This is a genomic window from Desulfuribacillus stibiiarsenatis, from assembly GCF_001742305.1.
GTDB lineage: Bacteria > Bacillota > Bacilli > Desulfuribacillales > Desulfuribacillaceae > Desulfuribacillus_A > Desulfuribacillus_A stibiiarsenatis.
Genome location: NZ_MJAT01000001.1, coordinates 52,056 through 74,888, shown reverse-complemented (window position 1 = coordinate 74,888; position 22,833 = coordinate 52,056). Strand labels below are relative to the sequence as shown.

Here is a 22,833-nt window from a genome sequence, read left to right as displayed (position 1 = left end):
TAAAATAATTTAAATATCTAGCATATAAATCTTAGGTTTAATATCACTATCGGCATATACTTTTTCAATTATCATTTTAATATCTGTAATAAATGCGACTGATCCAATCAGAAATTTATCCTCTAGTCTGTCCTTTGCCTGTTCTAATGATATTACTTCGATACCATCTATATATGTTCCCCATATTTCTTGTTTTCTATCTACAAAGTATTTCACCTTAATATCATACAATTCAGCAATCTTTTTGATTGATTGACCAACTTCTCCTGCGCCATATATTACTATTTCAGATATTTTTTCTGCCATGAGTTTTTTTATCATAAAGATTGCTAGAGTGAAGTAATAATCCGTTGAGTTTTCTTCTAAATATTTTCTATACAAATAATTAGGCGAGTATCTAGTGATTATAGCTTTCGGCCACCTTATCCCATTATAATAGTATCCGAATCCCACCACCTCCAAAAAATTCTCAACGCCCAGATTACTAATTAAGTGTATGTCGTTTTGTGTGCATATTTGGGAGCAAGTATCACTTCCAAAGTTCTCTTCATAATAGAGTTCGCCAATTTTACTAGCTTCAATAGGTGTTGGAAATTCAATGAGACGTTCTATTATATCACCCAGATGAATTATTCTTGTTGTTTCTAAGGTTCCTTTGATATCAATCCGTGCTTCTAAACTAAGCCATAAATCTAAATATGCGTTTACACCTTCTCTAATATAATAAGAATATTCCGAATCTCCAGCTAATAAGTTATCCCTCATCTCAGGAACTACTATAGTGTCATCTATCCTTTTATAATGTGTAACAGAACCACATTCAGGCATCATCAAGCGCTCTAATGGCTCACTTATATTCATAGCGCTTTTGACTGCTCTATGATGTATTTCAGGTTTGATAAATCCTCTAATATCTAAGCCATCAAATTGTAAATATTTGATTTTTTCATCTGCAATCATTAATATGTGCGTGATGTTCGGGATGAGAGACTTTGATTTCATTACCTTTTCTATAGATTTTTGAATCGTTCCTCTATACCCAATATCAACTGTAATTAGGTCTGAAAAATCTCCACTAAATTCTTGGTTTAAATAGTCAAACAGAATTTGTCTCTTTTCAGATATTAACACATCTAATTTTTGCTGAATACTATCACTTAAAATGTACTCATATAATTTCTGTTTTAAACATAAGTCTCGACTGTATAATACTTCATTTGTTTCCTTCAAGCTTACATCAAGATATTCTTCAAAAGTGTCCATCTCTTGAAAAAGATGCAAAGTAACAAATAAATTCCTTACAGTGAAATTTTTCCTGTCCCAGAATTCCTCTAACTCTGCGTGTCCAATTTTTTCGTAAGAGGCAGTAACCGTTGATTCTCGAGAAACATATAACGGTTTAACTGCTATATTTAAATCTCTTTTTCTTGAAATACAATTAATAACATGGGATATAATTTCCCCTTCTCTCATAAGACCAAAAACTCTTTGTTTCCCTTCTCTTAAACATACATCAATGACCCACTCGGCGAATGATACTAACAAAGGTCCTAATAGACCTGCTCCTAAAGTAAACCAATCTTTTTTATCCGCAGGAACTCGAACATCCAGATTGACTGCAAGTTTTCTTAATGAGTATATTTCAGGAAGTATATCGTAACTTTTGAAGACTCTTTCATACAAAAACATCTCATGATGTTCTGAAGGAATTACATCATAATGAATATGTCCTATATTTTCATTTTTAGCACCTAGTATATCAGCCGTGTATTTATCTCCGATATGAACAATACATTCACTTTCAACCATACTATATGATTGTTTTAATTTCTGAAATAGTAGTCCAGATTCTTTGTCTCCACCATGCTCACAAGATACTAATAGTAAATCAATCCAGTCGATTGGGAATTCATGGTGACTTAATACGTCCATTATTTCATTCGAACTTAAATACATATCTGATAGCAATGCCAATTTGCCATTATGTCTTTCTTTGTAAACTTTTATCAAACTAAAAACACTAGGATTAATAAATGTTAATGTTTTCTCAGACTCAATCTCGATTTTCATAATTTGATATTTATTGCCGATATTTTCTGGCAACTCATGATATATTTCACTTAACGTTACTTCTTTATGATTGAATGTTAAAAACTTTTTTCTTTTGGCTCTATCCTCGGCGATTTGCCTCAATAATTTGAATTCAGTTGCTGATATACCATATTTAAGTAAACTTCTTTTAATTGCTTGTTCTCCAACATAACGGAACACATCATTCGGTTTCTTTACTTTCCTCAACAATAAGGTGTCAAATATATCCAAACTAAGAACTTCACATTTTCTTTCAAAGAAATCATATAAACATCTATCATTCACCCAAAGATTATCCATACTATGGCCCTTCCTTGTGAGTTTCAAAATTCTCTTTATTAAAGCTATATACTCCTATAACAGGTATCCCTAGCCCCATATTTCCTAGTTGTTCTTTGATTTCTAACTCCCATTCCGAGACTATAATAATAATATCCGCTTCTATTTGTGACATTTTACTATAGGTTGTTGGTACGTAAATTGGAACATTCATGTAAAATGTGTTATTTAATTTAGGATTATTATCTAATATAGCTGCTACGATAAATCCTTCTTGCAGTAGCACATTTACCAATTTCTTCCCATATTTACCTGCACCAAAAATTATGACTTGTTTCATGCCATATTTCTCTAAAAGACACAGTATTTTCTTGATGCTATTTCTTATTCTCACAGATTTTATACCAACTGCATCTTGTAAACTCAGTACAAATCTATGATTATTATTAGCATATACTCTTCTTTTCTGAATTTTACTCTTAGTATTTATGAGATTGATATAAGTTTCCATAATTTCTGAAGCAAAATCTTGTATGGAAGGGAATACAGGAATATTCTTCTTAAGCGTATCTATCATCTCATGAGTAATGATTGACATCTTATTCTTTAAATCTTCGATATCCCCAGCAGAAAATAATAGGCCGTAATCCTCTTTAACGTATTCTGGAGCCCCTCCAATATTTGCAGCAATAACTGGAGTATTATGCATTAATGCTTCTTGTATCACAAGCGGACCAGTTTCAGGCCACGTAGAAGGAACAATCAATATATCAATATTTTCAAAAATAGTCATCAAATCGTCAGGTCGATACTCACCGTATATGTTAAGCTTAGGTAAGCCTTGAAAATTTTCGAACTCTTTCTGGAACAAGGGATCAACCGTACCATATATGTGCAACTCTATATCACATCGATCTAATAATCTGTATGCTTCTAATAATATATGAGTCCCTTTTAGCGCAGATACGTAACCAATAAAACCAAAGTGTATACTGTTATCAACTCTTTTGTTTGTTTTGTGACTATCAACTGATTCATGATTCACTACAACTGGATATATAGTCGTAATTTTATTTTTGTCTATACCTTCTTCCATCAATCTATATTTAATAGAATCTGAAACTGCAATCAGTCTATCCACATTATCTGAAATAATACCTTTCATATACCAATAGCGATATCTGTATTCCAACTCATTATTTTTCAGTTTATAATAATTTGCATCTGGCAATTCATTACACTCGTAACAGTCAATACCTCGATTATTATCTGTACAAACGGTAAAATCGTCCTTTAGCAAGAAATATCTTGGGCAAATTAACCAATAGTCATGTAAAGTCAAAATGGTTGGAACATCATTTTGTTTTGAAATCGATACTAGTGACATACCTATCTTGTTTAGATGTTGAAAGTTTACAACATCAGGTCTTATTTCTTTTATATATGTATCGAAATCAGCTTCAATATCTGAATTCGAACAATCATTTAAAACATTTAGCTCTCTAAATTCGTTTTCTTCGTCATAAAAAAAATGAAAATGGTTACGATCATTTTTATATTGCAACAAATCCAAAGACTCATTGGCAGTAGACAAAACATAATTATAAATCTCCACATCATTTCGCAAATCTAATATGGCATGATTCATGTTCAGTGTGTACCGATTGACTCCACCCGTGCTCTTGTCGTATACATGCAATATTCTCATTTAATCATCACCTTCATTTAAGTTGCATTTTTCAAAGACTGAAATTCCTACTGCTCTTGGAGAGAAGTCTTCTAAAAAGAGTTCCTTGTATATATCGTCGGCAAATGTAGTGTGCTTTAAATACATAGGAATTATTTTATATTTTTCGCCGATACTTTTTGTTAATTCATTATATATTTCTTCTTCAAAAGCCCTAGAAGAAATATATATGTATTGTGGCTCTAACAAAGCTAGTTCATCCAATGAATAGACTTGAATACAGTCAATTTTCTGCCCTCGTAGATTTTCATTTTTATCTACAATACCTATAATATTGAACTGTCGTTTGTCGATAGTTCTAAGAACTTTTTTCGTATGATCGCCAGCGCCATAAATAACAATCTTAGAATCGCTACAATCTACTTCGTTTTTTAATAAAGAATTTAATCCTGGGTAATCCTGTGAAAATATTTTCTTTATAAGTGATTGGACATATTCTTTCTCTGGTATATGCTTTTGAGAAAAAGCTATATCGTCCGCACAGACGTATTGAATTGCAGAATCTAATTTAAAATCGCTATGAATCGTACTTAGTTCAGCCCCTGTCATACTTAGCCTATCTAAGAAGCTATATTGATCAGAACTAAAAATAATTGATTCATTCAAAGCAGATTTAAATAACGATATATAACTATTCGTATCATTGAGATTTTTGATATCCAATGTATTAAACTGTATTTTTTTTGATAATCTATTAGATACTAGCATAGTAAATGGATGTAATGTAAACTCATGCTCATAAGTGAATTCATGACCTGGATTCACTTCGAAAAGCACATCGTCATAATAACTAAAGAAGCTAGCTTTACCAATAACCTCAGTTTTTCCGATTAGGCTAGCATGAAATAAATCTATCAAAAAATTAACCCCATAGTAGCAACTATATGAAAAGATTGAGATAAAGTCAAAATCGATATCATGTATTACCTTTTCATAACTATCTGTTTTAACTACCCTATCCATCTCTATATTTTCAATACCCACATTAAATATAATTAATTCTTTATTAGGGTATGATTGTCGATTAAAGCTTTCAAATACTGTAACTGCTTCATCATAACTATTAATAAACCCGACGACTAAAATATTTCTTTCGATTACACTTTTTTCTACATCAATTCTCTCTAAAATTTCATTCATCCTATGGCTATATAAATGCTGCTTATATACTTCTCTTATGCCTCTAATACTTATCTTTTTCCCAAAATCTTTGTCTAGGAGAATTTCTTTTATTGCTTTTTTAACATCGCTCTCAGAATATACAATCGGAACGATTCCTTTGAATCTATTCAGGATTCCTATAGAATACGTGCTTATCACATGAGAGCCAGAAGCTAAGATTTCATATACTCGGCGAGAAAACATAGAATCACTGTCTCGGACAGAATTAACATTCAAAAAAACTTTATGCTTTTTATATGCTTGTAACATTTCACTGTAAGTTAGTGATTTTTCTATATAAAGTTGATATTCTTTCGGAAACTTCAAATTATCCGTTTGTTGGATTTCATTATAATTTCTATCGTATATTATTAACGTATCTTCTAACACTCCATCTAACAATGTTTTCATTTCTATTTGTCTTAGAAAGTGTTTATTATTATACCAAGATCCAGCGAAAGCAATCCCATCTTTATCACAATAATTGTGTCCAATAGGGTTGTGTATTTCAGGTTGAGCAGCAAAGGATAATGACCAAATATTATCATGCCCTAAATCTCTTTTGTAATATGGAATACATTTTTCGTCAGTAGTAAATACATAATCAAATAATTTAGCTGCATTTAAAAAGCGATAGTAATTCGGTGGATCTTCTTTATTCCAAAAAACAGTTTTAATTCCCATATCGTTACAATAGCTAATTAACTTCGCCACTTCGTTATCCAAGTAGTTCATGTCGACAATGTTTGCTTCCCAACTTCCATCCATGCCATTCCAAAATGATTCTACAAATAAAAAATCTGGTTGAAATTCTTGTATCTGGGCTCGCCAACTTGATTTCATTAAATACAGCAAATCACACTCATATTTGAAACATTCGTAGCTAAACGTATCAAGAATACAAGCTACTTTAACTTTCTTAAGACCACTTTTATTTGTCATTTATAAACCAAACCTCTTCTCGATTTATAATGAATACATGATTTCTACATTATTATTAAAAGTAAATAGAATCTTATCTCCATTTCTACTTACTAGTTTTATCCCAGTTACATCGGTATTTATAATAGTGGAGAAACTACCATTATTTGAATAATTAATAAAATCTATAGAATTAGTGGGCGTAATCTGATTATATTTTCTTGATATCCAGCCACGTAATGGATCATCATTCCCTTTATATTCCTTGCAAGAAGTAACTGCATTTAATTGGATGATTTCTACTACGTATTTATTGTCTACATTCATAAGACATTTTTGACTATTCAATGAGATAATATGAACGTTTTCACCTAGATTAAAGATTTGCCTATATTCATGTTGCTCGCAAGAAAACATTTCATCTAAAATGTATAGAGAGGAATACTCCTTAAAATAAAATATACTCCTATAATAAACTACCCCTTCATATAAGGTGTGTTTACCCCGCATAAAAATAATGTTATCTTTTTCTGCAAAATCTAAAATTTCAGATTTGCCAACGTTAGATTGTGAAATTTCGTAACTTTTATTATCGACCGTGACCGTATTATGAGCATATGTGCTCCTGACATATTTTCTATACACATTTCTTTCTTCATAGTTATACATGCCAGAATCGACAAAAATATCTATATCTCCTTTACTAAACACAAAGGAACAATCATCTGCGTGTTTATGTATTAAAGAGTGGAATCCAGCCTGAAATAATAACTGATCTGCTTGGTTTTTTACCACAATAACACCAGCATCCTGGCAACTAAATACACTTTCTTTCATCGGTTCAATACATTCTATGTATTGATCTATTTTAAAACTATTTGAGTCCCCAATTTGGGGCAACGTACCGTTATTTCTTAAAATATGCTTTAAATATCTAGTCATAAGATCAACCCTCTTTTTAAAAGAGGTGATATATGGTATCCGATTACTTTCACTAAAAGATAAAATTTCTTTAAACAGCTTCCATGCAAAATAATGATAATATGTACTGTGTTCTTTATAAACGCCGTTTATCGAGACATCTTTTTCAAGTCTTTCGACAACTCGTTCGACGGCGCACTCTCTCCATTGATTGGATATTTCTTCAGTATCGAAAACTGTTGAAATTAGAAGTAACGATCGATCTTGCATTATCCCATGATTATAGTATGAATAATTATTTTTATCAGCTAGAAAGTAGCCATGCAGCATTATTGACTTATAAAGTAGTTTCAAAAAACTTTTATCATTGTCATATTTCATGAAATGAAATAACCATTCCATTAGATATATAATCCGATCTGCTGCTGCGTGATCATTCCATGCCCAATAACTTTTGCTTAGAAAATAATTCTTTGAATTGATTATAATTATATTTTCTTTCATCCAACTTTCGATGATTGTCTTAGCTTTTAGTAGGTATATGTCTTTTCTTGTAATCTCATAAGCATTCAATAGATATTTTATTGGTTCTAATATATGCAGTCTTAATTTCCAAGTATTATTTAAAAACGGGTCTTGAGGCCAAACTTCATCCCAGCTTGTATAACGAACGGGTTCCCATCTTGGATCTACATAAACATGGTCATCTACTATTAAATCCTCTGGACAATCAACCTTAGAAGTACTATCTCGTTCTGAATCTATTACTGTGAAATTAAATTCAATAACCCTAAGTTTAGATATATTATCATCATTCATGTTGTAATCAATTCCATTCACATTCACCAAAAAACGCACTTTATGGGACAGCCCCATGTTATCTAATTGCTTTTGGATCTCATGAATGTAGCTACTACTAATAATGATATAGTCATACATTAAATTTTCATCTAGCAATACATCAGGTGAAACAACTGGAATATTACATAGTCTAGAACCACTTTTCTTTCTTTCATTATCACAAAAGAATAAAATATCTAAATCTTTTTGTAACTCATTAAAAACTAATACTCCCAAAGTAGATGCGCCAAATAGGATAGCTTTTTCCCGAATCTGCAATTGATTTCACACCTTAGTTTTTTATATAATCACCCATGCTATAAGCTTTCTGTGTCATCAAATAACATTTGAAGAGAATAATCCAATTTTGTTTCATTATAGAATTGCTTAAGGTTTTCTATATTTTTTTCTTTGTAATATTCATCCATTGATATTATTTCGTCAATATTGTTGCAAGCAAAGAGTTCCTGAATACTACATAATGCTATCCCATGATTCTTGAATACTGAAAACGTAGTAATTTCAGAATTCATAAATACTTTTTTTCCCAGAATTAACAATGATATGACATTCCCAACACCTGCCTGCCGTTTATGATTCATAATAGAAACATCAATTTGGTTTAGAATATCACGATAGTCTGTTGGGTCTAAGAATTCCGTAATAGGAATAAAACGATCCCCAAGAATTTTCCTTCCCTCATCAATTATTTTATTTACATATTGTTGAGGACCACCGTACGATAGAGGCGCCACCACGCAAAAGTTCTTGCTACTAAGTTCTCCTAGAAAATATATTATATCTAGATGATTGTTATTAGGTGACGCTGAATTACCCAGCAGTAATACATACTTAAATTTATCTTTAAGATTCAATTTGCACTTTTTCTCAGTATTTGTTAGGTCTGTACTATCATGGTCAACCGGGAGCGGGTAGTAGAAATGTTTCAATTTTGCTGTTGTGAAAAAATGCTTTCGCACTAAATCATAATCCCCTTGATTCCATGTCAGGATATTGTCTAAGCGTCTGATTGCCCCTTTTCGATAAAGCAATTGTTCATTTGTCAAGCTATTATTCCCACTTGGTGGAAGTAAGTCAAGTTCTTCCAAACAATTCTCAGTAAGTTTCGTGTAGATATTGACATCAATATATGAATATAAATCTGCGCCCCATATTATCCAATTAAGATTTGTATAATCTATATTATAACGACATATACACCAACAGATTAGATCAGTTAAGGAATGAATTAATACTTTCTTACTTTCCAAAATAAGTTTTAGAAACAACTCAGAACCAGTAACAAAAGATAATGTATTACTATCAAAAGTATATACATTATCCTCTTTAAGATTTTTTTCATGTACATATTGGATATTCTTTTTATAACTTATTATTAGAAATTTATGCTTGTCAAAATTGTGTTTTTCTTTAATATACTCAATGAATTTATCGCTATATATACTATCTTGCATTAAATGGACATAGTAATTCCCTGATGTCGCTTCCATTTGTTGCTTTTGTATTGACCTCTGTGATTGGCTTATTTTGTGATTATAAATATGTGTTATATGTTCAATCGTCTTTTCTTTAATACTTGGATTTAATCCTGAAGCTAATATTTTTTCATATAAGCTTAATGCATCACTAAAAGACTTTTCTTTTTCAAACTTTAACGCAAGATAATAGTCAAAGTATACATCATACTTCGGAAGAATGTCTTTTAATAAATATAAATGGGAATCTAAAAAATCATACCCATTGTCAAGAAAGTTTTTTATTAGAACAACCCTTTCATCTAATGGTATTAAATTTTCATATCCGACGATAAATTGATCCACATCGTTTCTTAAAGACGAATGTAGATATGTTTTCACTTTTTCTAAAAGCAATTCATATTCTTCTCTAACAATAGCTTCAAACGGTAGATTTAAGGGGTTTACGAATATATTCATATTAAATACATTAATATTCTCTTGAAACCCATAACCATAAAGCTGCTGACAAATTTCTTCGTAGTGCATACTAGCTACAATAATAATAAGATTATTTTTTTCCTCAGATAATAAATCTTTCGGTGACTTAATCTGTTTCCCCATGAAATCTTCATTCCACTTGTATGGGTTATTATCTATATAAAATGAAACAGAGTTAGCCATTTTCTCTGTAATACACTTAGCAGCTGACCCCGTTCCGAATATTCCTATTTTTTTACCTTCAAATGTTTTCATGAAAATCCTCATTGTATCACCTATTCTATAATCAATTTGTCTATAGGACTGAATGATCTAACTCATATTGACGAATGATTACAATCGCGAGCTTTCTTACACACAGAAAACAAAGAACCACATAAATCAGGATACTCTAGGCCTAATTTATATAAACCTTGAATATGTTCTTCTAATAAGATTCCTTTTCCCATTAACTCATCCATCTGGAAATCGGCTAATATTTTCAACATAATTCCGCCTTGAGATATACTAATAAAACCAAATTTCTCTATTTCTTTATTTAAAGTGACTCTATCGTACACACGCCTATGACCATGTAAAGTGTCATTTGCTGTCAGGATTTTCAAATCATCTAAGAGACCCATGTGAAGAGCTAATTGTCTAGAAAGAGCCCTACTATTTGGCACCGTTATAAATAATAATCCATCATCTTTAAGATTACTTCTCATCATATGAAATATTTCTTCCACATTCATAACATGTTCTAAAACGTAGGAAGCAAATATGTAATCGTATTTTTGTTTGTTTTTTTGTTGGAACTCTTCGAATAAAGAATAATAGAAGTACACGTTATCTTGCTCTAGATTGTTTTTTGCCTTTTCAATAAAATATTTACTACCATCTATAACATCAAGCTGATCTACTTTCGAAGCAATCATATTAGTAGCTAGTCCATCAGAACAGCCTAACTCTAACGCTACACCACCATTTAAATAGGGAAGAAATGTTTGAATAGCAAGCCTCCTAATCGTATCACTTTGTAGAGAATCTCGATAAGTTTTACTCGTTTCTTCCAAAAAAGCCATCTCATGTATTGTATTAGTTTTTTCCATCAGCAGCACGTCCCTCTATATTTTACTCATGAGAATGTCCGAGATTTCGTCTATGTTATCAGGATTACTATACATGTGCTTACAGTTCATGCATGATTCATTTTCATGCTTTTGTCCTATTAAATGCATTTTTCGAAATTCCCTTAAAGTATCGCCATTCCATATCTCACTCAGAGAGCTTTCCTTGATATTCCCTACTTTAGTCCCTTTATTCCAATCAACAATGCATATTACTACATCGCCGTTTGATTTAATGTTTAGGCTAGTAAAAGGCGTTGTACATACTTTCTTATATCCGCCTTTATTTTTTTCTTTATAATAGCCCTGAATCATAGTTTCGTCTGTGGAACAATTTTCGTCAATATTCGAGATTAACTTTCTATTGTCATACCCATTCCAGTTCATAGGATGCTCGATTCCGATTTCATCAGCTATATTTGTAAACGTTCGTATAAAATCTTGCTCAAGATTCTTTTGGTCTTGCGGTAAAATAGTTTTCACATAGATATGCAAGTTAGAATTATGCTCATCTCTTAATTCTCGAAGTCTTTTTATATTATTCAAAATGACGTTACTATCGTTTTTAGTCTGTGTAATCGACTTAAATTCCTCATCATTAAAACCATATATTGAAAAACGAATATAATCTAGCCCACTTTTGACAGTCTCTTCTGCAAGCTTTTCGTTTAGTAAATAGCCATTAGATGTTACTGTAATATTATTCGATACATCTTTTCCCTTAGCATAACGAATCATTTCAATTAAATTCTTATTTAAAAAAGGTTCTCCATCCCCATATAAGTTAAGGTTATTTAGCCTTCCCATTTCTAATACGTCTTGTATGATTTTTTTGTACAGTTCAAAGTCTATAAAATTTCTACCACCATTGATATCATAAAAATCATTAAAGCTTACAGGGCACATTTTGCATTTGAAGTTGCATACATTTGTTGGTTCAATGCAGATTCCTAATGGCATATTTAGAGGTACAATGGTTTTCAAGTCCATACGAGTACTATTCTTTTCGGCAAAAGATAATTTCATTGCTAGTCCCCCTTCTCAACGATTAAAGTATATTGTATAGGCATCAGGTCTCGATCAGTTGTATCGATTTTCTCAAGAGCAAGAATCTTAAATTTCTTAAACAACTCCTTCAACCCATACTCTGTAAATCTCCAGCAGTCTGGGAGGGGTCCATGAATACGAAAATTAAAAGGTACGGTAATAAATGCTTTTCCGTTTTTTCTAAGAATTCTATAGATTTCATCAACTGCGCAAAATGGATTTAATGTGTGTTCTAAAACTTCAGTACAAACTATATAATCAAATGACTCTGCCGAGATAATTGCAGAGTTATCTTGACATATGTCAGCAATAAAATCCGCACCAGAACTAGAATCTATATCCAAAGTTGAAATTGTTGTTTTTGTAAAGAAAGCTTTAGCCCCTTCATGGATTTGGGGTGCGATTTCTAATAGTTGTGTATCGCACATATCATACGAAGAAGCACATTGAAAGAGAAAGTCCTCTACATTTTTTCTAATAATTTGTAAATGTAGCTTATCGATTTCACTTACATTCATATACTTAAACTCTCCAATCTATAAGTGATTCAATTGAATTAATATCGAAAGTTGGAATTTTTAGGCGCTGACTAACACTTATTCTTTCCTGATAAGAATCGTCAATAAAGATTGCATCCCGTTGATTTATAAATCTATGTTTCTCATCTGTGTCATCAATCCTAGTAATAGTATCGAATAATTGCTTAATTCTATACCGTTCAAGATAACTTATAATTTCTCCTCTATGCTTAGATAGCAAATGGACTTTAATGTCACGATTTATGCATTGGATAATAAAATGCATCACTGTCGGTACCAGTTTCCCATTAAATATAATAGTATCATCTAAATCTATATATACATGATTGTACTCTATTTTAATTTTATACTTTGAATGTAAGGCTCGATCCATCACTATGTCATAAGAATTAGCAAGAATACTAACGGCAATTCCACTTTTATCATAAATACTAAGCAATGGCAGATTCACACCCATATTTCTAACTAATCCCATAGAACCCGCAATCCTTGGTGCAATCTCCAATAACACTAAATCACCGTTATTTCGTTTTTTCAATTGAAAAAACCAAGCTCCTTGTAATGGAATAGAGTTGTTTATTTTATGAGCTATCTCATATACTTCTGTTAACTCTACAGGTTTTGTTTCCACGCTGATTCCATTGCTAATTCTTACTCTTTCTCTGCCGCTGACAAACAATAGTTGCCCTGCTGTATTCGTAAAGCAATCAATCGTGTACTCGCTTCCTGGAAGATATTCTAATAATAATAGTGACGGGTCCTTACTTAAATAAAAATCAATATCTTCTTTGTTATGAGCTAAATGAACACCCCGTGAACCTTCACCGATATCAGGCTTCATAAAAATCGGGAAATTCTTCTCTATATCGCTATTTTCAAAAATATACGGTGTATTAATGATGTCTTTAAAGAAATTGTATGTACGAAGCTTAGATCTACACAAAAAACACGTTTCATAAGGCGAAGTAATAATCTTATACTTTACCTTGTCGATATGTTTCGATAGCTCTAAAACGACAGAATCATGAGCAGGAAATACGACGTCAATCTCATAAGATTCAACGAGCTCATTAAGCCTCCCGATAAATTCTTCATTGTGAATATGCGGAACATCCCCTATATAGTTTTCATATACGTATTTTCCATGGTTTGATGACACACTAGATGCTCCAAAAAGTTTAATCCCTTTCACATTAGATAAAGCCCTATTGATTTCCAGCCCTATCTCTGAACCACATGGAAAAACTAGTACATTCATTAGATTTCCTACTTTCCTATAACGTCTTCAATAATTTGATCCACCCTCAGTATTTCATCATAGGTTATTTCTGCATGGAATGGTAGACATAAGACTTTTGAAGCAACATCTTCTGCAGAAGGCAAGCTACAGGAATTCGATAAAAAACTCAGCTTGTTAAGTGACGGATGGAAGTACCTTCTTGGATAAATGTTATGGTTATGAAAAGCTTGTATTAAATCCAATAATAATCGCTCAGATTCTAGAATTATCGGGAAGTATGCATAATTACTCTCTGTTCCTTCCCTAGGAATTGGGATATGGATACGATGTTGATACTTCTTAAGAAGTGAGCAGTAAAAAGTATATTTCTCTCGTCTCAACTGAATGATAGTATCTAAATAAGGAAATATGCACAAACCCATTGCAGCGTGAAACTCTGAGTTCTTCGCGTTAATTCCTATTCCGCCAAAATTTTCAGCATCTAAAATCCCGAAATTTCTCAAGCATGATATACGTTGTGCAACTTCATCATTCTCAGTAAGTAGTGCTCCACCTTCAACGGTATGAAACAACTTTGTCGCATGAAAACTAAGAGTAGAAATATCACCAAAAGTCAAAAGTGATTTCCCTTTGAATTTAACTCCAAATGCATGAGCAGCATCATATATAATTTTAAGATTATGTTCTTTCGCTAGCTCCTCTAAAGCATATACATCACATGGTTGCCCATATACATGGGTTAGTAGAATAGCTGAGGTATTCTTATTAATGGCACTCTTTATCTGACCAATATTTACGTGTATTTGATCTTGCTCTAAATCAACAAACTTTGGAGTACATTGTTCCCACACAATTGAAGAACTTGTAGCAACAAAAGAAAACGGCGTAGTAATAATTTCTCCTGTTAATTGTAAGGCACGAATCGACAATTGTAATGCAAGTGTTCCATTACTAACAACAAAGCAATGTTTAACGCCTAGGTAGTGTTTCAGTTTATCTTCTAATTCTTGTAATAATGGACCGTTATTCGTTAGTTGGTTCGTTGTCCATATTCTTTGTAAATATTGAATGTATTCTTCTATTGGTGGTAGAAATGCTTTTGTTACGAATAATTTTTCATCACTATGACTCATACGAATTACCCCGTGTTTGTTTTAAGAATCTATAATAGTATTATCGTATTTCAAGAGAATTTCATTAGCATATTGAAGTGATTCAAATGTACCTGCATCTGTCCATTCACCACCAAGTATGTCATACGTGAGTTCTTTCTTCTCTAAATATACGTTGTTAACTGATGTAATTTCATATTCTCCCCTAGAAGATGGTCTAATAGATTTAATAATGTCGAAAACCTTATGATCAAACATATAAATTCCAATCACAGCATAATCACTTTTAGGTTTATTTGGTTTCTCCTCGATTTCAATAACGTTTTGTTCATCGAGAGCCGCAACACCGTATCTTTCTGGATCAGATACTTTTCTTAAAAGCACTTTTGCACCTGACTCTTGACGAATAAAATTATCAACATACGGCTTTATACTATGTGTTGCGATATTGTCACCTAGTATAACGGTAATACTGTCTTTGTTTACAAAATCTTCAGCTAATAACAGAGCATTTGCTATACCTTTCGCCTCTTCTTGCACTTTAAAAGTAAAGCTACAGCCATAGTCTCTACCACTTCCTAATAATCGCACAACATCTCCCATATGCTCTTTACTCGTTACAACTAAAATGTTGTTGATTCCCGCCGAAATTAACTGTTTGACTGGGTTTAATATCATAGGCTCTTTACCTACTGGCAAAAGATGTTTATTAGTAATTTTCGTCAACGGGTATAATCTTGTTCCTAATCCTCCAGCTAATATAACACCTTTCATGATATTAACCCCCTATATATTTCTAGAAGAAAGATGCTGAACCCAGGATTGATTCGTAATATACCATCGAATTGTCTTTAATAAACCTGTTTCAAAATTTTCTACTGGCATCCAACCTAATTCATTCATAATTTTCGAGGAATCTATTGCATATCTCCGATCGTGACCTGGACGATCTTCAATATATTCAATAAGTTTCTGAAGCTCGTTGGTCTCTACTCCTATTTCTTCTGCTAGCAGTTCACAAATTCTAATCACTATATCTTTATTCGTCCATTCATTATTACCACCAACATTATATGTTTCACCAATTGCCCCTTTTTCCATGACTGTCCAGATAGCTTTACAATGGTCTTCAACATAAAGCCAATCACGAACATTTAAACCGTCGCCATAGATCTTTAATGGTTTACCATTAAGTGCATTCATAATTATAGTTGGTATTAGCTTTTCCGGGAATTGGTAGGGTCCATAGTTATTCGAACAATTTGTTACTTTTACTGGTAATCCATATGTCTTATAATATGACTTTACTAAATGATCACTGGATGCTTTTGAGGCGGAATACGGGCTACTTGGATTATACGGCGTATTTTCTGTAAAGAGACCTGTTTTTCCTAAGGAACCATATACCTCATCTGTACTAATGTGATGAAATAATTTTCCCTCAAACGTAGTCCAATATTGTCGACATAGTTCCAATAAATTAAATGTACCTATAATATTTGTTAGCACGAACTGCTGTGGTTCGATTATACTTTTATCCACATGACTTTCAGCAGCAAAATGAACAATGCAATCTGGCTTATACTGTTCGAATACTTTGCAAAGCTCTTCTTGGTTAGAAATATCAATTTCCCTGAAGATGTAGTTCGACATGTTTTCAATATTACGTAAATTACGTAAATTGGATGCGTATGTGAGATTGTCTATATTAATAAAATTATATTCATTGTATTTAGGTACAAATAAATTTAAAAAATTTGAACCAATAAATCCAGCCCCACCAGTTACTAATATGTTCACGACATATTCCTCGCTTTAAATTGAATTAGGATCTATATTGTTTAGCCACTCTTTTATCTCAGCGGCGTTTACTAATACTCACACTACTATAAGTGGGAGATAAGTGCCGCCAAGCTTCGAAATAAGTGCAACTAGAGTTTAGGTGGAGTAAAAACTCATCTGAACTAAGTTTTCTTTATTTTTCTAAGTTAATGATACTAACTGGTCTATATCCTCTAAGATGATTAACTCCTACTATAGTGAATACAGAAAAAGTTATTACTTTCTTATGTTTATCGGAGATTACAGGCCCTCGAACGACCTTATAGTTATCTATGTCACGAATACCAAACGAAAATAATGACTGTTCTTGACACCACGAACCTATACTTTGACAATTCCAAATGCTTTCATTAAAAATATCACTATATATATAGCTATCCCATTCATTAGTTGTAGGCCATGCCCATTTATTGTCTGTAATTCCTTCATAAGCATTTCCATTTTGATCCATTGGTGCCTGTCCACCAGTAAGTAATCTATAGCTTGGATTTTCAGACTTATCGCCAAATACCATATTTTTTTTATTTAACGTCTCCCAAGAAATACTATGTTGAACGTTCCGGTCTGCAATCATTTTTTTATTTCCAGACTCATCAATATCAACCATAATAAAATAGAAGTCACCATCTGGATAAGCCGTAGCTTCCGGGTGAATAAAATCTTTTACTTTTTCTCCCAACACACCAAATTCCCCAACTTGATTGTAATTTGCCCTATAATGGCAACGGATACGTTTACCTAAATCAAGATCTTTAATATCTGTAACCTCATCTAAGTGGAACAGTCTACCATCAGTATCCGCTCCATAAAACGTAAATATATTATCATCGAGAGTTTCAATTTCTACAGAATGCGTTCTTCCCTTGTCTAAATTATCAACTTTAAAAAACTCACTCATTAGTTTCGGCGTATCCTCTTTATCAATAGCATTCTGTTCCGATAAATCATATGTATTTCCATCTAAAATCAACTTAATTTTGCTAGTTCGATCTGACCTCAAAGATCCCAGGAGCCGTAAACTTTTGCCTTGGAAGTTAAATTTTAATTTACTCCCTATCTCATTTGTGTAGTATTCAATTAACCTTAGATTATCTGATTTTACATTTAAATAATTATGAGAGTTCCATTTACCCTCATAAGAAAATACTCCTGAGTCACTTAAATATAGATTGTTTTCGTTATGTTTATCCGTTACTTGCTTGCTTGCAACTTGAATATACGGGATTAATTCTTCGCTTGTCTGCTTAACGTAGTCTAAGTAGCTAGTGATATAACCTAAAATTTTCGGCGATTTTACTTGTAAATCATCAATAAATTGTAACCCTAAAATTCTTTTTACAAGATTTTCAGTATGATATTTCAAAGGAAGCGATAAATACACCTTAAAAAAGTCTGTGTCTAGGAGACTTTTAACTTCATTGTTGACTGCAGCTATATTAGTACGTATATCCTTATCATTTTGTAATATATTTGTTTTTCTCATCTTATGTATTAATTTATTAATTTTTCTGTACTGAATTCGAAAATTATGGATGGAATATTCCATCGACTCAACTTTATCCTTAATACACACATTATCATAAGATGGTAATTCTGGAGTATGGTGCCACTCATTTATTTCTATAGATAGATTGCTATTTAATAGTTCTTTATGAATTACCTCAGTAAGCTCTTGATAGATAGTCCCCGCAATTTTCACACCGCCTCTTGTGGTGTTTATTACTTTTAGATTGGGATATGATGCAATATATGTTTCTAAGTCCTTTCTCATGGTATTAAAGCCACGGTTAGTTGCAATTTTGTCCCCATTCACATCTTCGACCTCTATAAGATCTTCTAAATCTTCTGCAACTATCGAAGAGGTTCTACTATGATATTCAACTTCTCCTGCATAAAACTTGTTGTCTTTAAACCCTAGGTTCTGCCCAACTAGAATCACTGGATTAGCGCCCAATTCAGCAACGATTTGCATCGTAATGGCAGCTATAGTAGGAGCATCATTTATTACTTTCGTTGATTTGCTATTTATATCTTTTAAATAATAATTTGAAACCGTATCAGCACTTGTAAAAAAGTGCATTTTAGGCCCCTTATACATTTCTAACGTTTCAAATCCAACACTCGTTCCATAAATCAATGGCACTTGAGTAATGTTCTGATGATATAGCATCGAAAAAACCTCATAGTTATGCTTTTGCGGGTCATAAGTTAAAATAGCATCTGGTATAATTTTTTGAGCTAATAATGCTTTATAAGCAGACCCTACAGAAAATATAAAAGCTAGATGGTTCTCTTTTATATAGCGTAAATTTTCATATTCTTCCTCTAAAGAAGGTCCAGCAGATACAACTACTACAGGTTTATTTCGAAAATATTTATCAGTATCGTTAAATATGTTTTTGCTGTTGAAAGTTTCGCGCAGATTAAACAAACTGTTAATTACCCAGCGTTTTCCAAATGCTAACTGAACTTTATATTGAAGCTTTTGGTTCCGTATAATCTCTATGAAACATTTTGTAAAGTTTTGTATATTATCGGGAAAAACCTGCTGGTAACTTGGTAATACAAATAGCATAACTGGCTCATACATTTGGTAAGCCAAATTCTGCAAGAACGCGTTTGAATCAGATTCTGCTGACTCAATATAAAAGAATTCTATATTTTTTAATGGGAATTTATTTAATGAATTTGAATTTAAGAATGCATTAAATACAGATTGATTTGGTTCATAAATCGATATTCTTTTATCTGGATAAGCTTTAGCAAAATATTCAATATGATATCCTAACCCCATACCATAAAATAGTACATGTGTGTATTGCTTTATTTCCTCACTACTTCTTTCAATTAACGATTCAGCTTCTTTTAATGGATCATACTTACTATGTATTAACATATTTTTATTTTCTCTATGAATTTGAAGAGAAGGAATACCTATTTTCGATGTAATAATGTTAGCTGCATCACTACCAATATATTCATTATCTTTCTTTGCAAACTCATATAAATCGCTATTAAACGCTTTTAATAACTTCAGGTTTTCTTGTAAAAACATCACTTGTATCACCCTCTAAAGTTAAAAAGTATGAAATCGTCTTTAGTAAACCTTCTTTCAAAGGAATCGTGGGTTCCCACTTAAGCATTTCCATTGCTAAAGAAATATCTGGTTTTCTCTGTTTGGGATCGTCTTGCGGCAGATCTTTATAAGTAACTTTTGATGCTGAATTTGTCATTTCTATAACAATGTCTGCAAGTTCCTTGATTGTAAATTCTCCTGGGTTTCCAAGATTAACAGGACCAATAAATTCCTCGTCTGAATTCATCATGCATATAAAACCTTCTACTAAATCATCGACGTAACAAAATGACCGAGTTTGGCCCCCATCACCATAAATTGTAATATCCTCTCCACGAATGGCTTGAAGAATGAAATTACTAACTACACGGCCATCATTAGGATGCATATTAGGACCGTAAGTGTTAAAGATTCTAACTACCTTAATCTTGACTCCATATTGACGGTGATAGTCAAAAAATAGCGTTTCTGCACAACGCTTACCTTCATCATAGCAGCTCCTAAGTCCAATTGGATTCACATTTCCCCAGTATTCTTCTACTTGCGGATGCACAGTGGGATCGCCATAGACCTCAGAAGTCGAAGCTTGAAACACAGTAGCATTCTTTCTTCTCGCTAGTTCTAATACATTAATTGCACCCATTACATTAGTTCTAACAGTTTTTACAGGGTCATGTTGATAATGAATTGGACTTGCAGGGCATGCAAGATTATATATTTGATCAATTGGTTCATCAATCTCTATAGGATTCGTAATATCGTGATACATAAAATTAAAATTATTTAAATGTAATAATTCCTGAATATTAGACTTGCTGCCTGTAAAGCAATTATCTAGACAGATAATATTATGGCCCTCTTTCACTAATCTTTTACTTAGATGTGAACCAATAAAACCTGCTCCACCAGTAATTAGAATATTCTTACCCATTGCATCACCTACTTCATACTTAATATCTGTTGCCATTTCCAAGCGCTGCTAATAATCGTTCTCAAGTCACTGTATTGAGGTTCCCATTTTAATAAGTTATTTGCTTTATTACTATTAGCAATAAGAATAGCTGGATCGCCTGGTCTTCTTTGACTCTCTACAACTCTTATCGGCTTCTCTATTATGCTTCGCGCGGTATTGATAACCTCATTTACCGAAAAGCCATTCCCTGTACCAAGATTAAATACTTCTGATTGTTGCGTTCCTTTAATATAATTCATTGCCTTTATATGCGCATCGGCTAAATCCATAACATGAATATAATCCCTAATACAAGTTCCATCTGGAGTTTCGTAGTCAGTTCCAAAAATTTGAACCGAATCCTTTTCCTCTAATGCCACTTGTAAAATAATTGGTATCAAATGAGTCTCAGGCTCATGCCATTCCCCTACCTCACCTTCAATATCTGCTCCAGCAGCATTGAAGTACCGTAAGATTGCATACTGTAAACCATAAGCATGGTGATAGTCTTTAATCACTTGTTCAATCATAAGTTTCGACCATCCATATGGATTTATTGGTTTTTGTATATGGCATTCTGTAATTGGTATATATGTTGGATTTCCATAGGTTGCACAAGTAGATGAAAAAACTATCTCCTTCACATTATGGGTAAGCATAGCTTTTAGTAAATTCAAACTTCCCATTACATTATTTAGATAATATTTTTGTGGGTCCATAACTGATTCATTCACATAAGCATAGGCTGCAAAATGAATGACTGAATTAATCTGGTTAGTTTCAAACAATTGATTTAGAGTATGTATATCATTAAGGTCCCCTTCAAAACATTTGCCCCATTTTGCAAATTCACGATGACCATTCTTAAAATTATCAAACACAATGACATCTTGCCCATTTTTATATAGTTGCTTAACAACATGTGAACCAATATAACCCGCTCCACCTACAACTAAAATCATTTAACTTCCTCCATCATAGGGCAGTAGCTATTTAATGCACTCTTGATAAGCTGGTAGATTTCAGTAATCGATAATACATCTTGACCATAGGAACTATAGCTCTTAGGACTTTTGTTATTTGTGTGATTATTACTATATGTCCTCTGTACAGCGAACATTTTTTCATATTCTACTGCGTATAAAGATTCGTCTTCTGTCATTAACTCTTCGTACATCTTTTCCCCTGTGCGCAGTCCAATTTGTTGTATTGTTATCTCTGAGGGTGAGATGTTGACCTCTTCACATATCACATCAATCAAAGCATAAGCAAGATCTATCAGGCGAATGATTGGCATTTTAAGTACAAATATTTCGCCGCCTGACGATTTTTCGCAAGCTTCCAAAAGTAGTTCTACTGACTCTGAAATAGACATCATAAATCTCGTCATGTCAGGCTCTGTAATAGTAATCTTCTTTTCTCGGATAATTTGTTCTCTCCACAAAGGAATCACTGAACCTCGAGAACCAATAACGTTTCCAAAACGAACAGCAGAAAATATAGTCTTGGCCTTGCCTTTAGAATAATCAGCGGATGATACAAGTCTTTCTGCTAATAGTTTTGTTGCCCCCATTGTGTTAGTTGGTGAAACAGCCTTATCACTACTTGCATATATCACTTTTTTAACGTTATGTTCAAGGGCGCAGGCTATTATATTCTGTGTACCTATAACGTTTGTTTTCACAGCTTCATAAGGATCGTATTCACAGGCCGGAACGTGCTTCAAAGCAGCCAAACTAAAAACAACGTCTATATCGTTCATAGCACGACCAAGTCTTTCTTTATCCCTGATGTCTCCAAGTAAGAAACGTATGTTTTCATGTTCGCGATACTTTTCTTTCATCTGGAATTGTTTGTATTCATCACGACTAAAAATACGAATCACTTCGGGCTTCATTAGGAGCAATCGATCGACCATTGCTTGTCCTATTGTTCCTGTGCCACCAGTAATTAATATTTTCTTTCCTTCAAACATTACAT

At 32.7% G+C, this 22,833-nt stretch carries 16 protein-coding genes; all 16 read right to left on the bottom strand.

The window, feature by feature from the left end:
• Nucleotides 1-9: 9 nt before the first annotated feature.
• The gene (locus BHU72_RS00270) at nt 10-2,391 is read right to left on the bottom strand and encodes a hypothetical protein (protein WP_069700623.1); all 2,382 of its coding nucleotides are present in this window, start codon (nt 2,389-2,391) and stop codon (nt 10-12) included.
• 1 nt (nt 2,392) lies between these two features.
• Entirely contained in the window at nt 2,393-4,078 is a 1,686-nt protein-coding gene (locus BHU72_RS00265) for a glycosyltransferase (RefSeq protein WP_069700622.1), read from the bottom strand.
• Entirely contained in the window at nt 4,079-6,220 is a 2,142-nt protein-coding gene (locus BHU72_RS00260) for a glycosyltransferase family protein (protein WP_069700621.1), read from the bottom strand. It lies immediately after the preceding gene.
• Nucleotides 6,221-6,244: 24 nt separating this feature from the next.
• Nucleotides 6,245-8,239, bottom strand: coding sequence for a heparinase II/III domain-containing protein (locus BHU72_RS00255; RefSeq protein ID WP_069700620.1), 1,995 nt, complete (start codon nt 8,237-8,239; stop codon nt 6,245-6,247).
• Between the two features lie 38 nt (nt 8,240-8,277).
• The gene (locus BHU72_RS00250) at nt 8,278-10,191 is read right to left on the bottom strand and encodes a TDP-N-acetylfucosamine:lipid II N-acetylfucosaminyltransferase family protein (RefSeq protein ID WP_069700619.1); all 1,914 of its coding nucleotides are present in this window, start codon (nt 10,189-10,191) and stop codon (nt 8,278-8,280) included.
• 62 nt (nt 10,192-10,253) lie between these two features.
• Nucleotides 10,254-11,027 (bottom strand): class I SAM-dependent methyltransferase, encoded by a 774-nt coding sequence (locus BHU72_RS00245; RefSeq protein ID WP_083248147.1) that lies wholly within the window; start codon nt 11,025-11,027, stop codon nt 10,254-10,256.
• 15 nt (nt 11,028-11,042) lie between these two features.
• Complete coding sequence (locus BHU72_RS00240) at nt 11,043-12,071, bottom strand: radical SAM/SPASM domain-containing protein (protein ID WP_069700618.1); 1,029 nt, start codon at nt 12,069-12,071, stop codon at nt 11,043-11,045.
• Nucleotides 12,072-12,073: 2 nt separating this feature from the next.
• Nucleotides 12,074-12,610, bottom strand: coding sequence for a methyltransferase domain-containing protein (locus BHU72_RS00235; protein ID WP_069700617.1), 537 nt, complete (start codon nt 12,608-12,610; stop codon nt 12,074-12,076).
• Between the two features lie 4 nt (nt 12,611-12,614).
• Nucleotides 12,615-13,889 carry an ATP-grasp domain-containing protein gene (locus tag BHU72_RS00230; RefSeq protein WP_069700616.1) on the bottom strand — a complete coding sequence of 425 codons (1,275 nt, stop codon included), beginning with the start codon at nt 13,887-13,889 and terminating at the stop codon, nt 12,615-12,617.
• 8 nt (nt 13,890-13,897) lie between these two features.
• Entirely contained in the window at nt 13,898-15,004 is a 1,107-nt protein-coding gene (locus BHU72_RS00225; RefSeq protein WP_069700615.1) for a DegT/DnrJ/EryC1/StrS family aminotransferase, read from the bottom strand.
• A gap of 21 nt (nt 15,005-15,025) precedes the next feature.
• Nucleotides 15,026-15,757 (bottom strand): sugar phosphate nucleotidyltransferase, encoded by a 732-nt coding sequence (locus BHU72_RS00220; RefSeq protein ID WP_069700614.1) that lies wholly within the window; start codon nt 15,755-15,757, stop codon nt 15,026-15,028.
• A gap of 12 nt (nt 15,758-15,769) precedes the next feature.
• The gene (gene rfbB / locus BHU72_RS00215; protein ID WP_069700613.1) at nt 15,770-16,783 is read right to left on the bottom strand and encodes a dTDP-glucose 4,6-dehydratase; all 1,014 of its coding nucleotides are present in this window, start codon (nt 16,781-16,783) and stop codon (nt 15,770-15,772) included.
• 175 nt (nt 16,784-16,958) lie between these two features.
• Nucleotides 16,959-19,880 (bottom strand): motility associated factor glycosyltransferase family protein, encoded by a 2,922-nt coding sequence (locus BHU72_RS00210; protein ID WP_069700612.1) that lies wholly within the window; start codon nt 19,878-19,880, stop codon nt 16,959-16,961.
• The gene (locus tag BHU72_RS00205) at nt 19,840-20,868 is read right to left on the bottom strand and encodes a UDP-glucuronic acid decarboxylase family protein (RefSeq protein ID WP_245671817.1); all 1,029 of its coding nucleotides are present in this window, start codon (nt 20,866-20,868) and stop codon (nt 19,840-19,842) included. Before BHU72_RS00205 ends, BHU72_RS00210 begins: the two co-directional genes overlap by 41 nt.
• Entirely contained in the window at nt 20,841-21,815 is a 975-nt protein-coding gene (gene galE / locus BHU72_RS00200) for a UDP-glucose 4-epimerase GalE (protein WP_069700611.1), read from the bottom strand. The genes BHU72_RS00205 and galE overlap by 28 nt, the downstream gene beginning before the upstream one ends.
• A complete protein-coding gene (locus BHU72_RS00195; RefSeq protein ID WP_069700610.1) occupies nt 21,812-22,828 on the bottom strand; it encodes a UDP-N-acetylglucosamine 4,6-dehydratase family protein in 1,017 nt (338 codons plus the stop codon). The genes galE and BHU72_RS00195 overlap by 4 nt, the downstream gene beginning before the upstream one ends.
• Nucleotides 22,829-22,833: the final 5 nt, after the last annotated feature.

What these genes read in the sequence shown, in the direction of transcription:
- BHU72_RS00220 (WP_069700614.1), bottom strand. Translation starts at nt 15,757, where the DNA reads ATGAAAGGTGTTATATTAGCTGGAGGATTAGGAACAAGATTATACCCG.
- BHU72_RS00195 (WP_069700610.1), bottom strand. Translation starts at nt 22,828, where the DNA reads ATGTTTGAAGGAAAGAAAATATTAATTACTGGTGGCACAGGAACAATA.
- BHU72_RS00245 (WP_083248147.1), bottom strand. Translation starts at nt 11,027, where the DNA reads ATGGAAAAAACTAATACAATACATGAGATGGCTTTTTTGGAAGAAACG.
- BHU72_RS00250 (WP_069700619.1), bottom strand. Translation starts at nt 10,191, where the DNA reads ATGAAAACATTTGAAGGTAAAAAAATAGGAATATTCGGAACGGGGTCA.
- BHU72_RS00205 (WP_245671817.1), bottom strand. Translation starts at nt 20,868, where the DNA reads ATGGCAACAGATATTAAGTATGAAGTAGGTGATGCAATGGGTAAGAAT.
- BHU72_RS00235 (WP_069700617.1), bottom strand. Translation starts at nt 12,610, where the DNA reads ATGAATGTAAGTGAAATCGATAAGCTACATTTACAAATTATTAGAAAA.
- BHU72_RS00270 (WP_069700623.1), bottom strand. Translation starts at nt 2,391, where the DNA reads ATGGATAATCTTTGGGTGAATGATAGATGTTTATATGATTTCTTTGAA.
- BHU72_RS00225 (WP_069700615.1), bottom strand. Translation starts at nt 15,004, where the DNA reads ATGAGTCATAGTGATGAAAAATTATTCGTAACAAAAGCATTTCTACCA.
- BHU72_RS00210 (WP_069700612.1), bottom strand. Translation starts at nt 19,880, where the DNA reads ATGTTTTTACAAGAAAACCTGAAGTTATTAAAAGCGTTTAATAGCGAT.
- BHU72_RS00230 (WP_069700616.1), bottom strand. Translation starts at nt 13,889, where the DNA reads ATGAATGTACTAGTTTTTCCATGTGGTTCAGAGATAGGGCTGGAAATC.
- galE (WP_069700611.1), bottom strand. Translation starts at nt 21,815, where the DNA reads ATGATTTTAGTTGTAGGTGGAGCGGGTTATATTGGTTCACATGTTGTT.
- BHU72_RS00260 (WP_069700621.1), bottom strand. Translation starts at nt 6,220, where the DNA reads ATGACAAATAAAAGTGGTCTTAAGAAAGTTAAAGTAGCTTGTATTCTT.
- BHU72_RS00265 (WP_069700622.1), bottom strand. Translation starts at nt 4,078, where the DNA reads ATGAGAATATTGCATGTATACGACAAGAGCACGGGTGGAGTCAATCGG.
- BHU72_RS00240 (WP_069700618.1), bottom strand. Translation starts at nt 12,071, where the DNA reads ATGAAATTATCTTTTGCCGAAAAGAATAGTACTCGTATGGACTTGAAA.